A 16,484-nucleotide genomic window follows, 5' to 3' on the forward strand; every position below is an offset into this window, starting at 1 on the left:
CTCGGGATTTCCTTGTTTTTTCGAGCTTGCCCCGACATTTTCGCCAATCCTACCCGAATCCGGCAGGCGACTATTGTCCAAGCACATCCGACAAGTTGGGCTTCAAGGATGCGACATTATCGAGTAACGTGCCAAGTGTTCTAGATTAAACGTTTCAGCAAGCGTATTTTCAGGGTTATACGCACCCTTGGCCGGTTCTGCCGTGAAACCGCCAAAAGTGACGGTTAAGCGCTTAAGCTGATTCATTCAAAACAATACCTGGCGCCCTCAGACGCCAAAAAGGAGAAAGCATGCTCGAGCTCACTCTAGAGCAGATATCCATGGGCCAGTCGGCTGTGGATAAGTCCGCTGCGTTGCAGCTACTGGCCGAGCATCTGGTCGCCGATGGCCTGGTCGCCGACGGGTACCTCGCCGGGTTGCAGGCGCGTGAGGCTCAGGGCTCGACCTTTCTCGGTCAGGGTATTGCCATCCCCCACGGTACACCGCAAACCCGCGACCTGGTGTTTTCCACTGGCGTGCGGCTGATGCAGTTCCCCGAGGGCGTGGATTGGGGCGACGGTCAGATCGTGTACCTGGCGATCGGCATCGCGGCCAAGTCCGATGAACATTTACGCTTGCTGCAACTGTTGACTCGCGCTCTCGGCGAAACCGACCTGGGCCAGGCGTTGCGTCGTGCGAGCTCCGCCGAAGCCTTGTTGAAACTGCTGCAAGGCGCGCCGCAGGAATTGGCGCTGGATGCGCAGATGATCGGCTTGGGTGTGTCGGCCGATGACTTCGAAGAACTGGTCTGGCGTGGTGCTCGCTTGCTGCGCCAGGCCGATTGCGTGAGCAACGGTTTCTCCGCTGTGTTGCAACAGGTCGAAGCGTTGCCGCTGGGCGATGGCTTGTGGTGGCTGCACAGCGAACAAACGGTCAAGCGTCCGGGCCTGGCCTTCGTCACCCCGGACAAACCTATGCGCTACCTCGGCCAGCCGCTTAGCGGCTTGTTCTGCCTGGCCAGCCTCGGTGAAGCCCATCAGGCCTTGCTCGAACGTCTGTGTGCGTTGCTGATTGAAGGCCGTGGCCACGAATTGGGCCGCGCCACCAGCAGCCGCAAAGTGCTCGAAGTCCTTGGCGGTGAACTGCCGGCGGACTGGCCGAGCGGGCGCATCGCACTGGCCAACGCCCACGGTTTGCACGCGCGCCCGGCGAAGATCCTCGCCCAGTTAGCGAAAAGTTTTGAAGGCGAAATTCGCGTACGCATCGTCGACGGCCAGGACAGCGCGGTGTCGGTGAAGAGCTTGAGCAAACTGCTCAGCCTCGGCGCCCGTCGGGGTCAGGTGCTGGAATTCATTGCCGAGCCGAGCATCGCCGCCGATGCCTTGCCGGCCTTGTTGGCCGCCATCGAAGAAGGCCTCGGCGAAGAAGTCGAGCCTTTGCCGTCCGTGAGCCAACAGCGCGAAGAAATCGCAGAGATCGCCGAAGTGCTACTCGCCCCGGCGTCCGGCAGCCTGATTCAAGCCATCGCTGCAGCCCCAGGCATTGCCATCGGACCGGCGCATATTCAAGTGCTGCAAACCATCGAATACCCGCTGCGCGGTGAGTCTGCAGCGATCGAGCGCGAGCGTCTGAAACAGGCGCTGGCGCAGGTACGTCGCGACATCGAAGGCCTGATTGAACGCAGCACGTCCAAGGCGATCCGCGAGATCTTCATCACCCATCAGGAAATGCTCGACGACCCGGAATTGACCGATGAAGTCGACACTCGCCTCAAGCAAGGCGAAAGCGCCGAAGCGGCGTGGATGGCGGTGATCGAAGCGGCGGCTAAACAACAGGAATCGTTGCAGGACGCGTTGCTCGCCGAGCGTGCGGCGGACTTGCGTGACATCGGCCGGCGCGTGCTGGCGCAACTGAGCGGCGTCGAAACGCCGAGCGAGCCAGACCAGCCTTACATTCTGGTGATGGACGAAGTCGGGCCGTCCGACGTTGCGCGTCTCGACCCGGCCCGCGTCGCCGGCATTCTCACCGCTCGCGGTGGCGCCACGGCGCACAGCGCGATTGTCGCGCGGGCGCTGGGCATTCCGGCGCTGGTCGGTGCCGGGGCAGCCGTGTTGCTGCTGGCGCCGGGCACGCCGTTGCTGATTGATGGCCAGCGCGGGCGCCTGCATGTGGACGCCGATGCGCTGACCTTGCAGCGCGCCACCGAAGAACGCGACACCCGCGAACAGCGCCTGAAAGTGGCTGCCGAACAACGTCATCAACCGGCGCTGACTACCGACGGTCACGCGGTCGAAGTGTTCGCCAACATTGGCGAGAGCGCCGGTGTAGTCAGTGCGGTAGAACAGGGCGCCGAAGGCATTGGCTTGATGCGCACCGAACTGATTTTCATGGCCCATACGCAAGCCCCGGACGAGGCCACCCAGGAAGTCGAATACCGTCGCGTTCTCGACGGTCTGGCCGGTCGGCCGCTGGTGGTGCGCACCCTCGACGTCGGTGGCGACAAACCGCTGCCGTATTGGCCGATCGAAAAAGAAGAAAACCCGTTCCTTGGCGTGCGCGGTATTCGCCTGACCCTGCAACGTCCGAAAATCATGGAAGCGCAATTGCGTGCCTTGCTGCGGGCCGCCGACAACCGTCCGCTGCGGATCATGTTTCCAATGGTCGGCAGTGTCGATGAATGGCGCCAGGCGCGGGACATGACCGAGCGCCTGCGCCTGGAAATCCCGGTCGCCGATCTGCAACTGGGGATCATGATCGAAGTGCCGTCGGCGGCGTTGCTGGCGCCGGTGTTGGCCAAAGAGGTCGACTTTTTCAGCATCGGCACCAACGACCTGACCCAGTACACCCTGGCCATCGACCGTGGTCATCCGACCTTGTCCGCCCAGGCCGACGGCTTGCACCCGGCGGTGCTGCAACTGATCGACATCACCGTGCGTGCGGCGCATGCCCATGGCAAATGGGTCGGCGTGTGCGGCGAATTGGCGGCCGATCCGCTGGCGGTGCCGGTGCTGGTCGGGCTGGGCGTGGACGAACTCAGCGTGTCGGGGCGCAGCATTGCCGAGGTCAAGGCGCGTATTCGCGAACTCAGCCTCGCCCAGACGCAAATTCTCGCCCAAGAGGCCTTGGCCGTGGGCAGCGCCAATGAAGTGCGCGCATTAGTGGAGGCTCTGTAATGGCCCGGATTTTAACCCTGACCCTCAACCCGGCATTGGACCTGACCGTCCAGTTGCCGCGCCTTGAACCCGGCCAGGTCAACCGCAGCGACGCCATGCACACCCACGCCGCCGGCAAAGGCGTGAACGTGGCGCAAGTGCTGGCGGACCTTGGTCATGAACTGACCGTCAGCGGTTTCCTCGGTGAGGACAATCTGCAGGCGTTCGAAACCCTGTTTGCCAAACGCGGTTTTGTCGACGCGTTTATCCGTGTTCCCGGCGAGATTCGCAGCAACATCAAGCTGGCGGAAAGCGACGGGCGCATCACCGACGTCAACGGCCCGGGACCGCGGGTGAGTGAAGCGGCGCAGCAGGCGTTGCTTGATCGTCTCGAGCAAATCGCCCCGGGGCATGACGCCGTGGTCGTCGCCGGAAGCCTGCCGCTGGGCGTCAGTGCGCGCTGGTTGCAGGCGTTGATCGTGCGCTTGAAAAAACTCGGTCTGAACGTCGCCCTCGACACCAGCGGCGAAGCGTTGCGTGCCGCGCTCAAGGCCGGCCCATGGCTAATCAAACCGAACACCGAAGAGCTGGCCGATGCACTCGGCTGCGAGGTTGTTTCGGTCGCGGCACAAGCCGAGGCTGCAAGCCGCTTGCACGCTCAAGGCATCGAGCATGTGGTGATCTCTCACGGTGCCGAAGGCGTGAACTGGTTCAGTGTCGGCTCGGCGCTGCATGCCACGCCGCCCAAGGTCAGCGTCGCCAGCACGGTCGGCGCGGGCGATTCGTTACTGGCCGGCATGCTCCATGGTTTGCTCAGTGCCGACACGCCTGAACAGACCCTGCGCACCGCCACGGCGATTGCCGCGATGGCGGTCACCCAGATCGGTTTCGGCATCGGCGATGCCGCGCAATTGGCGCAGCTCGAACAGGGTGTGCGCGTGCGCCCCCTGACAGAACAATAAGAGGGATTGTGATGAAGTTAGCCATTGTTACGGCCTGCCCGAACGGCATGGTCACCAGTGTGCTGTGCGCCCGTTTGCTCGATGCGGCGGCTCAGCGTCAGGGCTGGATGACGTGTGTCGAAGTGGTGGATGCGACGCATCCGGAGCGTCAGTTGTCGGCGGCCACGATCGAAGGCGCCGAGTGGGTGTTGCTGGTGAGCAGCGTGCCGGTGGACATGACGCGATTCGTCGGCAAACGCGTGTTTCAGAGCACCCCGGCGCAAGCCCTGCAAGAAGTTGAAGCGGTGCTGCGGCGCGGTGCTGAAGAGGCTCAGGTGTACGTGGCCCCCGAAGCGGTCGCCGAGCCCGTCGCTCCCACAAAAAACGCGCCACGACTGGTCGCGATCACCGCGTGCCCGACCGGCGTCGCGCACACGTTCATGGCCGCCGAAGCCTTGCAGCAAGCGGCCAAGCGTCTGGGCTATGACCTGCAAGTGGAAACCCAGGGCTCGGTGGGCGCGCGCAATCCGTTGAGCGCGGCGGCGATTGCCGATGCCGATGTGGTGCTGCTGGCCTGTGATATCGAGGTCGCCACCGAGCGTTTCGCCGGCAAGAAGATTTACCGCTGCGGCACCGGCATTGCGCTGAAACAGGCCGAAGCGACGCTGAACAAAGCGCTGGCCGAAGGTCGGCAGGAAACCGCTGCCAGCGGTGCCCAAGGCCCGGCCAAGCAAGAAAAGACTGGCGTCTATAAACACCTGTTGACCGGTGTGTCGTTCATGCTGCCGATGGTGGTGGCGGGCGGCTTGATGATCGCGTTGTCCTTTGTGTTCGGCATCACCGCCTTCAAGGAGCAGGGCACGTTGGCGGCAGCGCTGATGCAGATCGGCGGCGAGACCGCGTTCAAGTTGATGGTGCCGCTGTTGGCGGGTTACATCGCCTACTCGATTGCCGACCGTCCGGGCCTGGCGCCCGGGATGATTGGCGGTCTGCTGGCGAGCACCCTCGGGGCCGGTTTTATCGGCGGGATCATTGCCGGTTTTATCGCCGGTTACGCGGCGCAGGCGATCAACCGCTACGCGCGTTTGCCGCAGAGTCTCGAGGCGCTGAAACCGATCTTGATCATCCCCTTGCTGGCGAGCCTGTTCACCGGCCTGGTGATGATTTACGTGGTCGGCAAACCGGTGGCCGGGATGCTCGAAGGGCTGACGCATTTCCTCGACAGCATGGGCACCACCAACGCGATTCTGCTCGGTGTGTTGCTGGGCGGCATGATGTGCGTCGACCTTGGCGGGCCGATCAACAAGGCCGCTTACGCGTTCTCGGTGGGGCTGCTAGCGTCACAGAGTTATGCACCGATGGCCGCGACCATGGCCGCCGGCATGGTGCCGCCGATTGGCCTGGGCATCGCCACGTTCATCGCACGGCGCAAGTTTGCCCAAGCCGAGCGCGAGGCCGGTAAAGCGGCGTTGGTGCTGGGGTTGTGCTTCATCTCTGAAGGCGCGATACCGTTTGCCGCGAAAGACCCGCTGCGGGTGATTCCGGCGAGCATTGCCGGTGGTGCGCTGACCGGGGCGTTGTCGATGTATTTCGGCTGCAAGCTGATGGCGCCGCACGGTGGTTTGTTTGTGCTGGCGATCCCGAATGCGATCAATCATGCGCTGCTGTACTTGCTGGCGATTGTTGCCGGGAGTTTGCTGACGGCCGTGGCGTATGCGCTGCTCAAACGGCCTGAAGCGGCCGAGCTGGCACTGGAACCCGCCAACGCCTGAAACCCCATCAACCCTTGTGGGAGCGAGCCTGCTCGCTCCCACAAGGGGCTATGTCACAGTCATTTCATGCGTATGTGCTTTAGTTTTCCTTTTCAGGGAGAACACCATGAGCGAATTCGACCTCGGTCGCCGTCGGGTCATGCAAGCGGTGGGCGTCGGGCTGTTGTTGCCGGCGCTGGCGCCGGCCGTGATTGCTTCGGTCAAGGATCGTCCGCTACTCACCGACGGCGTGCAGTCCGGCGACCTGCTGGGCGACCGGGCGATGGTCTGGAGCCGCAGCGACCGCCCCGCGCGAATGGTCGTGGAATGGGACACTCGCAGCCTGTTCAGCAACCCGCGTCGATTTGTTTCCCCGCTGGCCGATGCGCGCACCGATTTCACCGCGCGGGTCGAACTCACCGGCCTGCCCGCCGATCAGGCGATTTTCTATCGCGTGACCTTCGAAGATGCCCAAAGCGGTGTCGCCAGCGAACCCTGGTTTGGCCATTTGCGCAGCGTGCCGCAAACCCGTCGCGACATTCGGTTTGTCTGGAGTGGCGACACCGTTGGCCAAGGCTTCGGCATCAACCCGGACATCGGCGGTATGCGCATCTACGAAGCCATGCGATTGCGCCTGCCGGACTTCTTTATCCACAGCGGCGACACCATCTACGCCGACGGCCCGGTGCCCGCGCAACTGCCCACCGAAAGCGGTCGGGTGTGGCGCAACATCACTACTGAAGCCAAGAGCAAGGTCGCGCAAAACCTCGACGATTTTCGCGGTAACTACCGCTACAACCTGATGGACGAGAACATCCGCCGCTTCAACGCCGAAGTCCCGCAGATCTGGCAATGGGACGACCACGAAGTGGTGAACAACTGGTCGCCGGGCAAACAACTCGATGTGCGCTATCAGGAGAAAGATATCCACACCCTCGTCGGCCGCGCGCGCCAGGCCTGGCTCGAATATGCACCGATGCGTTTGCAGAGCGCCGACAACGGCGGGCGGATCTATCGCAAGCTCAGCTATGGGCCGATGCTCGATGTGTTTGTGCTCGACATGCGCAGTTACCGCGGCGCCAACGACGACAACCTCGGCGCGGCCAAACCCTTTCTCGGGCGTGAGCAACTGGACTGGCTCAAGCAGGCATTGAAAGGCTCGCAAGCCCAGTGGAAAGTCATTGCCGCCGACATGCCGATTGGTCTGGGCGTGCCCGACGGTGAGGTCAGCCCGGGTGTGGCGCGCTGGGAAGCGGTGGCCAATGGCGATCCGGGACCGGCTCAAGGGCGGGAACTGGAAATCGCTGAGTTGCTGGGTTTCCTGCGGGCGCAGCAGGTGCGTAACTTCGTGTTTTTGACGGCGGATGTGCATTACTGCGCGGCGCATCACTACCACCCGGATCGTGCCGCGTTCCAGGACTTTGAACCGTTCTGGGAGTTTGTCGCCGGGCCACTGAACGCGGGGAGTTTTGGGCCGAATCCGCTGGATAAAACGTTCGGGCCCCAGGTGGTATTCGAGAAGGCACCGCCGGCGCAGAACACTTCACCGTTTGCCGGGTTTCAGTTTTTTGGCGAAGTGAATATTGATGGGCAGACGGGGGAGATGAGCGTGGTGTTGCGGGATCTGGATGGGGTCTCGGTGTTTGAGCAGAAGGTGCAGCCGGTTTAATGTCTGTACACCCGCCCTCTGTGGGAGCGAGCCTGCTCGCGAAGGCGATCTTACAGTCAACGAGATGTTGAATGTAATGACCCCTTCGCGAGCAGGCTCGCTCCCACAGGGAATGCGTGGTGTCAGTAGACGTCGCGGCGGTAGCGGCCTTGTTCGATCAGGCGATCGACCTCTGCAATCCCGAGCACTTCATTGAGCACGTGATCCACCCCCGACGCCATCCCCTGCAAGCTGCCGCAGATGTAGATGACGGCGCCATCCGCCAACCATTTCTTCAACTCATCCGCCGACTCACGCAGGCGATCCTGAACATAAATCTTCTCGGCCTGATCCCGCGAGAACGCCAGATCCAGTCGCTCGAGGTCACCTGAAATCAACCACTCCTCCAGCTCATCGCGGCACAGGTAATCGTGTTCCCGATTGCGCTCGCCAAACAACAGCCAGTGCCGTTGTTGCCCGTCGGCAATGCGCGCCTTGAGCAAACTGCGCAGCCCGGCCAGACCGGTGCCGTTGCCCAGCAGGATCATCGGCACCGGCTCGGCCGGCAGATGGAACCCGCTGTTGCGCCGCACTCGCAGGCTGATGGTGCCACCTACGGGAGCGTGTTCGGTCAGCCAGCCGGAGCCGATGCCCAGGCTGCCATCGGCGTGCATTTCCTGACGCACGATCAGTTCCAGAATGCCGTCGGCCGCAATCGAAGCAATGGAGTATTCGCGCATGGCCAACGGCACCAGCGCATCGATCAGTGCCTGGGCGTGCAGGCCGACCAGATGGGCTCTGTTCTCCGGCAGTTGGCGCGTGGCGAGGGCTTGCTCCAGCGGTTGTGACAAGCCATCCAATGCAACCGCAGCGCGCCCGTCGATTCCCAGGCCGTCGAGGAAATGCTCAATGGCCCACGGGCAGTTACGAGGCAGCACTTCCACCAGATCACCCGCCAGCCAACTGCTGGTGGACGGGGCGGCGAGGCCGAGCAAGTACACCGGTGAACCAATGCTGTCCGGGTTCATCAATTCGCGGCGGGTCAGCGTCCAGTTGTCGTAGCTCGGTGCTTGCCAGGTGTCGACCGGCGTTTGCCCGGTCAACAGGCCCAGTTGTTGCTGCCAGTGGCGCAAGGCGTACGGGTCGCCGCTGTCGACTTCCACCGGGGCGAACAAGGTTTTGCCGCCGTGCTCGTCCAGCCAGGTGTGCAAGCGTCGGGCGAAGCCGCAGAAATGTTGATATTGGCGATCACCGAGGCCGAGCACCGCGTAGTTCAAACGCTCAAGACTCGACGCCCGACCCAGCACCTTGCGTTCGAAGCCGCGCGCACTGTCCGGTGCTTCACCGTCGCCGAAGGTACTGACCACGAAGAGTGCATTGGTGGAGTTCAGCAGATCCTGTTCACTGACGCTCGCCAGCGGCTGCACGTTCACCGGCACGCCGGCGGCCTGCAATTGGCCGGCGGTCTGCCACGCCAATTGCTCTGCAAATCCACTCTGGCTGGCGAAGCCGATCAGCCATGCCGGTGCATCGCTGCCCGGTTGTTCGAGACCTTTACGCGCGTCCTTGATCTGCTTTTTCTTGCGCCGACGATCGAGGTACAGCATCCAGCCCGTGACGAAAAACAACGGCATGGTCAGTGCGGTAATGGTCAGGATGATGCGCCCGACAATGCCGAAGTAGCTGCCGACATGCAGTGCATAAATGCTGGTCAGCAATTGCGCCTTGAGGCTCTTTTCGCTGTAGCGATCGTGCTGCTTGACGATGCCGGTCGCCGGGTCAAGGGTGATCTGGTTCAGGGCGCGGTCGTGGGGTGAGGTTTTCAGCAGGTAGTACACAGTCGCCGGCTGGCCGGCCACGGGCGGCATACGGATGTTGTAGGCGCTGAGTGCGGGACCTGCGGCGCTGTAGACGCTGCTCCAGATGGCCGCGTAGTCGGCGGTTGGCGCCGGACCGCTTGGTGCCGGACCACGGCCACCGCGCACGCGCTCGTTTTGCGGGGCGTCGGAGAGCAATCGGGTCAGGCCTTTGTTGTACCACTCATACGACCAGGACAACCCGGTCAGCGCCGCCAGGAGGTAAAACACCAGGCACCAGGTGCCGGCGACCGAGTGCAAGTCCCAGTTGAAGCTGCGGCCCTTTTTCTTCCAGTCCAGGGTCAGCCAGGCACGCCATTTGTTCCACTGGCGCGGCCAGCGCAGGTACAGACCGGACAGGCAGAAGAACACCAGGATCAGCGTGCACGCGCCGGTGATGTTGCGCCCGGTGTCGCCGATGGCGAGGAAACGGTGCAGTTGCAGTACGAAGCCGAAGAAGTCCTGGCCGGTGGCATCGCCCATGAGCTCGGCGGTATACGGGTCGAAGTAGCGCATCTCGCCACGGCGTTGGCCCGGCGGCGGGGTGAAAAACACCTTGGCCGCGTGGCCGCTGTCGGTCTCGACGGAGAGCATCGAGACTTTCTTGCCGGACGCGGCTTCGATGCGCTCGACCAGTTCGACGGGCGGCAGGACGCCGGCGACCTGCTTCTCGACCTGCAACACGGAAGGGTTTAGTACGTTCAGGATTTCATCCTGAAACGACACCGTCGCCCCGGTGATGCCCATCAGGGCCAGGACCAGCCCGGCGCTGATGCCGAAAAACCAGTGCAACTGGAACAGGGTTTTCTTCAACACGTCACTCGCCTTGTTCGTTCAAAAATTATCATCACGGCGCGCATTATGCCGTGGGTTGTCGAGAAACATTCTTTTTTACGTACAAAAGCCCCACTCACGAATGAGCAGGGCTTTTTCGTCCCGCTTCTATCAGAAGTGGAAGTTGGTGCTCAGCAATGCCGTACGGCCCGCTGCCTGGTTGGCGAAGTGGGTCGAGAAGGCCTTGTCGTAGTACGTTTCGTCGGTCAGGTTCTGCACGTTCAGTTGCAGGTCGACGTTTTTGCTCAGCTTGTAGGCCGCCATCGCGTCGTATCGAACGTAGGAATCAACCATGGTGGTGTTGGCCACGCTGCCGAAGACATCGTCGACATAGAACGCACCGCCGCCGATGGTCAGCTTCGGCGTGACCTGATAGGTCGTCCACAGGCTGGCACTGTTTTTCGGCGTGTTAGGCAGTTCGTTGCCATCGTTGGCTGCGCCCAGCGGGCCGCCGTCGACTTGCTCGCTGTCCATGTAGGCGTAACCGGCGAACACTTGCCATTTGTCGGTGAGCTTGCCGGTGGCCGACAGTTCGACACCTTGCACGCGGGTTTTGCCGGCGTTTTCATAGGTCGTGGTGTCGACCTGGACGCGGGCGTTATCTTTCTCGGTGCGGAAGATATCGGCGGTCAGGGACAGACGATCGTTCATCAAGTCCCACTTGGTACCGATTTCGTAGTTCTTGGTGGTTTCCGGCTCCAGGTCGCTTTTCAGCAAGTTGCCGTTGCGATCCGGCGTGCCGCCCAACGGGTTGCCTTCCGAACCTTCGCCCAGGGTGTTGCCCGGTGGCGTGGCAGACGTTGCGAAGGACGCATAGATGCTGCCGTTTTCCGCTGGTTTGTACACCACGCCGAACTGGCCGGTAACGAACTCGCTGGTGTCATCGCCCTTGGACGTGGTCACGTCGGAACCGTTGAAGGTTTTGTAGTCGGTGTCGAAATGGTCGTAGCGCAGGCCCATGTTTACCAGCCACTGCTGGGACAATTCCAGGGTGTCGAACACATACAGTGCGTAGGTGTTGGCCTTGGTGTCGGTGCCGGCGTAGTTACGCGAGATCGCGCCGTTCCATGGATCGTTCGGGTTGGGGTTGGACAGCGAGGTGCAGTTGTAACCACTTGGCGCGCCGATCAAGGCCGGGGAGCAGTTGGTGGTGGCGGCTGCTGTCCTCGGGGTGGTGTCGGTGTTGACGTTGTACGAGGATTTCTGACTTTCCTCGTGCGTGAACTCGATACCGGTGGCGAAGCTGTTCTTGAAGCCGGCGATGTACATGTCACCGAAAAGATCAGTCTGGTTGGTCGTGGTCTCGGTGTTGCTGACACGGGTATTCGCCCGGCGCCAGACGCTGCCATTGTTGACGTTGCCCTTGCTGTCGTCCGGCTGGGTCAGGATGTAATCCTGCATGCTGGTGCCGTGACGCAGGGTGTTCTTGACGGTCAGCGCGTCGTTCAGGTCGTGCTCGATGGCGAAGGTCGCGGTGTCGGTGCGGCCCTTGCGGAAGTCACGGTCGTTCAGGCCGTAGAAGTTTGAGCTGTCGCCGCCATCGTTTGGTTTGTCTGGGTTGGACTTGGTGCGCGCAGCCGAACCGGCCACCGGGATGGTGTACGGAATGCCCGAGTCCGGGGTGTCGTTACTTTCCAGATGGTAGTAATCGAGGTTCACACGGGTGTCGGTGCCCAGGCCAAAGGCCAGCGACGGCGCGATGCCCCAGCGGTCGTAGTCGACGCTGTCACGGCCCGCGACGTTGCTTTCGTGGCTCAACAGGTTCAGGCGGCCCGCAGCGGTGTCGGTGAACTGGTAGTTGCTGTCCAGGGTGAAGCGCTGGGTCTGGTCCGAACCCCAGGTAAAACCAGCGTCATTCGAATTGCCCAAGTGGGCTTTTTTGCTCACCAGGTTGATGCTGCCGCCGGCAGCGCCACGGCCGCCGATGGCCGAGTTCGGGCCTTTGCTGACTTCAATCGATTCGACGGCGAAGATCTCGCGGCTCTGCGAACCGGTGTCGCGCACGCCGTCCAGGTAAGTGTCGCCTTGGGCGTCGAAACCGCGAATGAACGGACGATCGCCTTGCGGGTTGCCACCTTCACCGGCACCGAAGGTGATGCCCGGTACGGTGCGCAGCGCGTCCTGCATATTGAGGGCGCCGGTGTCCTTGAGGACCTGTTGCGGAATAACGGTGATCGAGCGCGGGGTATCTACCAGCGGCGCGGTGTACTTGGATGAGGAGGCTTTTTCGACGTTGTACGAAGTCTCGTCCTGGGCCTCACCAGTGATGGCGGTTGCGCCCAGCGAAATCACATTACTCGGTGCCTTTTCGTCGGCTTTTTCCGCCGCGAAAACCATGTGTCCCGCAGAGCCGGCAGTAATCGCCATGCCGATGGCCGACGCGAGCAAACGTGGTGAACTGACCGGTACGTGTGGTTGTTGACGTGACATTTGAATTCCCCTCCCCAAGGATTTGAGGCCGCGGAATATAGGGTAGACGCGTATTTGTATCAATTGCGAAACGTTATTATTCGCGAAGAATTTACATTCTTTACAATTTAACCTTACGGTTTTTGCTGTTTCGTCCGTCGCAAGGGTTTTACACGAGCAATAAGAATCAATACCATTAGCGCCCCTTTGGTTCCAGGTGCCTTTGCCATGCTGCTGCACGTTCCCGGCTTGTTCGCGAAAGAAGAAGTGCAGCGCATCCGCGAGGCTCTGGAGCAGGCCGATTGGGCGGACGGCAAGATTACCGCCGGTTACCAGTCGGCCAAGGCCAAGCACAATTTGCAGCTGCCTGAAGGCCATCCGCTGGCCAAGGAAGTCGGCGCGGCGATGCTGGAACGGCTGTGGAAAAATCCGTTGTTCATGTCCGCGGCGTTACCGCACAAGGTGTTTCCTCCGTTGCTGAACTGTTACACGGCCGGCGGCAGTTTCGATTTCCATATCGACAACGCGGTGCGCCAGCCCAAAAACAGCATCGAGCGAGTGCGCACTGATCTGTCGGCAACGCTGTTTTTCAGCGAGCCTGAGGACTACGACGGCGGTGAGCTGGAAATCCAGGACACCTTCGGCACACAACGGGTGAAGCTGCCCGCCGGCGACATGGTTTTGTATCCGGGCACCAGCCTGCACAAGGTCAACGCCGTCACTCGCGGTACGCGTTACGCTTCATTTTTCTGGACGCAAAGCCTGGTGCGCGAAGACAGTCAGCGCGCCTTGCTGTTCGAGATGGACGGCGCGATCCAGCAACTGACCCAGGACATGCCCGATCACCCCTCGCTGATCCGCCTCACCGGCACGTATCACAACCTGCTGCGTCGTTGGGTTGAGGTATGAGCTATCAACTGCGCCGCGAGGAAGTTCTCGACGGTGATGCGCTCAAGGCCATGCTGGCGGAAAGCCCGGCGCGCGCAGCCCAGGCGATTTTGATCGCGGCTCGCGAAGGCACACTCGATGCTCAGGCGCTGCTTGGGCAAATCCTGCTGGACGGCAACGGCATCGCGCTGGATCAGCCGTTGGCATTGCGCTGGTTCGAGATTGCCGCTCGTGGCGGGCACCTGATGGCGCGCAACATGCTCGGCCGTTGTCACGAACACGGCTGGGGTTGTGCGGCGGATGCTTCGGTTGCTGCACGGCACTACCGAATCGCAGCAGAAGCCGGGCTGGATTGGGCGATGTACAACTACGCCAACCTGCTCGCCACCGGACGGGGAGTGCTGGTGAATCAGGCGCAAGCCTTGAGTCTGTATCGAGAGGCGGCCGAACTGGGCCATGCTAAATCCATGAACCTGCTGGGGCGTTATCTGGAAGAAGGTGAGGTTTGCCTCGCCGATCCACTCGCAGCACGAGTCTGGTATCGACGCTCTGCCGAAGGCGGAGATTTTCGTGGGCAGTTCAGTTATGCGGCCCTGCTGGCCGATGACGGGCATGTTGACGAATCGCTGTCCTGGCTACGTCGGGCATTGGCCGCCGGTAACCAGAACTTTTTGCGGGTGAGTGGTGAGGCGCTGAACAACGCCCCACACCCCAGGATTCGAGCGATGGCTCAGGAATATCACCAGCGTGCCTCCCAACTCGCTCAGCCATTGAGTTAACCGCGCAACCACTGGCCTTTAAGGTTTTCCAGGTAGCGTTTGAAAGGCTTGGCTTGCGCTATCAGCTTGCGGCCCTTTTTGACGATATCGCCTTGGGTATCCTCGGTGATGGCCTCAAGAAACAGCGACACCGCTTCGACAATGTTGCTCGTTTCATCCGCATACGTATTGCGCGGTTCGATCACCTTTTTCGTATCGGTCAGCTGTTTGACTTTCTTGTCGTTGTCGCTCATTTGGGTAACGAGAGAGTCCAGGCGACCTTGCCGATCTTTAAGACGAACCCGAAGCGTGGTTCGAGCGTTGATCAAGCCCTGGTATTTGATCAGTTCGTTTGCCTCATCAAGAAACTTGTTCGCCACCGCCAGGCCGGCTTTCAGTGCGGCGGTTTGAGGTGTTTCAGGTTGAGTACCGATCATCCCGGTCAATTGCTCAAGAAGAGGTTTCACGCGGTCAATGATGCTGAGGCTTTCAAACAGGCGGATTGCTTCGTTCAAGACCCTTTCATCTTCGAGAAGCGCATCCACAGGAGGCTTTTCTTTTTCCAGTTCCGCAGACAGCACTTCGCGAGCTTCCATCAGTTCGGCAATCCTGAACCGGTTATTACTGATGGGGGAGTACCTGACACTGTAAATGGCTTGGCTGAGTTCTGTTTGAGCTTCATCCAGCTTGTCAGTGCACAGCGAGATTAGCTGCCTGGCTATTTTGGTATAGGACTCAATGGCGTTTTTGGTAGGCGGGTTCATTTCGCCTGCTGACAATGTGTCCAGCGCCTGGAGCGTCTCATTGAGTGCCGTGGTTTCAAGGCTGATAATCGCGGACGTTAATGTTTTGGACGCGACCAGGTCTGTAGCGGTGATTTCCGAACTTAGTTTGATCAGTTCATTCCGCAGCGCCTCAATATACAAATCAGCAGAGCCGATAATGGCCTGATAACGAATGGTTTCTCGGCTGTCGCGAATAAGCGACATGTCCGGCGCGGCATACGATAGTGTTGTCATAAATATCCTTATTTATAATGGTTTGGATCGTCGTTAGTTCAGTCGAATGCTTTGGTGAGGGCCTTGGCGTTGGACTCGATATTTTTCCAGTTGCTGAGTACGATTTTCAGGCTCGAAACAAAAGCTCTGAGTGTGAGAAACTCGTGAATGCCATCAATTTTGTTTTTTGAAGAATTTATGTATTCCGATATTGTGATCCACAAGGTTTCCAGATGTGCGGTGCTCTCCGTAGCTCCGATGATGTAAGCGTCGACGCTTTGCAAACGGTCGTGCAGGGTCAGCAAGGTACCGGTCAGAACGCTTTTTTTGCGGACTTGCTCGGTGAGTTCATCCCGACGTCGGATCAATGGCGCTACATGGACATCCTGCAGTACTGCTTTGACTTTTAGATACTGGGAGCCCAGCGGGTCGGTGAAAGCCATAAAGTAATCGAAGAAGTTGGGCTCGCCTTCCCTGGTTTTTTCATCGACCAGACGCTGAGCTTCATCAATTTCAGCATTGATTCGAGTGATCTCGGCACTCAATTCGTGGTTGCCGGCCAGCTTCAGCTTTTCTCCAATCAACACCGCGACCACGTCCGTTAACTCGGTTTTGAAGTGTTTCAGGCGAAGCTGGATGTCAGTGCTGCCGGGTTTCTTTTGTTCGATGGAACTGGCAATGAAATGGATCGAGTCTTTGATGGACGGAAATCTGTTTGTCTCATCTCGTCCAATTTTCAGTTCAGGAAGTTTGGCAATTTCCTCGTCGGTCAGGCCTTCAATTGTGCCAATGTAATTTTTGTAGCCGGGCATTGTTTCAATGGCCGCGATAATGTCGTCTCCGAAATACCGCAGGTCTTCAGAGAATGCCTGGAGGCTGCCGGCGACTCTTTTCATCGACAGTTCGATGTCGTTCCAGCGATTGGCGTTGGTGACGATTTTTGCACAGGTATTTGCGATGTCATAAGGCTCCAGTCCCGCAATGCCAGTGTTTTCGCTTTTTAATAGATTTTTAACATCGTCGATGTTGATCGGAAGCTTCTTTGCTTCTGAAATGTATTCTTTAATTCGGGTGATGTCCCCTTTGGTCACAATCGGCGGAGAGGCACTAAAAGCGAAGCCTTTGCTGTTGAGTGCTGGCGGTTGATTAAGTTGCATGCTTGAAATCCTTGTCAAATGGGTGAGGGTGCAGCATAACTTCAATTGGGTAATAGATGATTGATTGGTCTGTAACTATTCATGGTGTTTGGAGGGGTTGTATTAATTGTATA

The 16,484-nt window shown here is 60.0% G+C and carries 11 protein-coding genes; 6 read left to right on the forward strand and 5 right to left on the reverse strand.

Annotated elements, in window-relative coordinates; translation table 11 throughout:
* Window positions 1-102: 102 nt before the first annotated feature.
* Complete coding sequence (locus tag ACWKV5_RS18755) at window positions 103-246, reverse strand: hypothetical protein (protein WP_185045199.1); 144 nt, start codon at window positions 244-246, stop codon at window positions 103-105.
* 44 nt (window positions 247-290) lie between these two features.
* On the opposite strand from ACWKV5_RS18755, the gene ptsP reads away from it, so the two are divergent.
* From ptsP to ACWKV5_RS18775, 4 genes are all read left to right on the forward strand, one after another.
* Entirely contained in the window at window positions 291-3,152 is a 2,862-nt protein-coding gene (gene ptsP, locus ACWKV5_RS18760) for a phosphoenolpyruvate--protein phosphotransferase (protein ID WP_483842505.1), read from the forward strand.
* The gene (gene pfkB, locus ACWKV5_RS18765; protein WP_483842506.1) at window positions 3,152-4,093 is read left to right on the forward strand and encodes a 1-phosphofructokinase; all 942 of its coding nucleotides are present in this window, start codon (window positions 3,152-3,154) and stop codon (window positions 4,091-4,093) included. Before ptsP ends, pfkB begins: the two co-directional genes overlap by 1 nt.
* A gap of 11 nt (window positions 4,094-4,104) precedes the next feature.
* On the forward strand, window positions 4,105-5,844 hold the full coding sequence (locus ACWKV5_RS18770; RefSeq protein ID WP_483842507.1) for a PTS fructose-like transporter subunit IIB: 1,740 nt from the start codon (window positions 4,105-4,107) through the stop codon (window positions 5,842-5,844).
* A 106-nt stretch (window positions 5,845-5,950) separates the two neighbouring features.
* Window positions 5,951-7,492, forward strand: coding sequence for an alkaline phosphatase D family protein (locus ACWKV5_RS18775; RefSeq protein ID WP_483842508.1), 1,542 nt, complete (start codon window positions 5,951-5,953; stop codon window positions 7,490-7,492).
* A 122-nt stretch (window positions 7,493-7,614) separates the two neighbouring features.
* Here the strand turns inward: ACWKV5_RS18775 and ACWKV5_RS18780 are convergent, their stop codons facing one another.
* On the reverse strand, window positions 7,615-10,143 hold the full coding sequence (locus ACWKV5_RS18780) for a PepSY domain-containing protein (protein ID WP_483842509.1): 2,529 nt from the start codon (window positions 10,141-10,143) through the stop codon (window positions 7,615-7,617).
* Window positions 10,144-10,272: 129 nt separating this feature from the next.
* A complete protein-coding gene (locus tag ACWKV5_RS18785) occupies window positions 10,273-12,591 on the reverse strand; it encodes a TonB-dependent receptor (RefSeq protein ID WP_483842510.1) in 2,319 nt (772 codons plus the stop codon).
* A 207-nt stretch (window positions 12,592-12,798) separates the two neighbouring features.
* Here ACWKV5_RS18785 and ACWKV5_RS18790 point away from each other — a divergent pair, with 207 nt between their 5' ends.
* Both ACWKV5_RS18790 and ACWKV5_RS18795 read left to right on the forward strand, forming a co-directional pair.
* A complete protein-coding gene (locus ACWKV5_RS18790) occupies window positions 12,799-13,479 on the forward strand; it encodes a Fe2+-dependent dioxygenase (RefSeq protein WP_483842511.1) in 681 nt (226 codons plus the stop codon).
* Window positions 13,476-14,237: a tetratricopeptide repeat protein gene (locus ACWKV5_RS18795; protein ID WP_483842512.1), complete on the forward strand. Its 762-nt coding sequence runs from the start codon at window positions 13,476-13,478 to the stop codon at window positions 14,235-14,237. Before ACWKV5_RS18790 ends, ACWKV5_RS18795 begins: the two co-directional genes overlap by 4 nt.
* Here the strand turns inward: ACWKV5_RS18795 and ACWKV5_RS18800 are convergent.
* Together ACWKV5_RS18800 and ACWKV5_RS18805 are read right to left on the reverse strand one after the other, a co-directional pair.
* Window positions 14,234-15,235: an alpha-xenorhabdolysin family binary toxin subunit B gene (locus ACWKV5_RS18800; protein WP_483842513.1), complete on the reverse strand. Its 1,002-nt coding sequence runs from the start codon at window positions 15,233-15,235 to the stop codon at window positions 14,234-14,236. The genes ACWKV5_RS18795 and ACWKV5_RS18800 overlap by 4 nt on opposite strands.
* 38 nt (window positions 15,236-15,273) lie before the next feature.
* The gene (locus tag ACWKV5_RS18805) at window positions 15,274-16,371 is read right to left on the reverse strand and encodes an alpha-xenorhabdolysin family binary toxin subunit A (RefSeq protein ID WP_483842514.1); all 1,098 of its coding nucleotides are present in this window, start codon (window positions 16,369-16,371) and stop codon (window positions 15,274-15,276) included.
* Window positions 16,372-16,484 lie beyond the last annotated feature (113 nt).

The sequence above is a fragment of the Pseudomonas oplopanacis genome, from assembly GCF_057128725.1.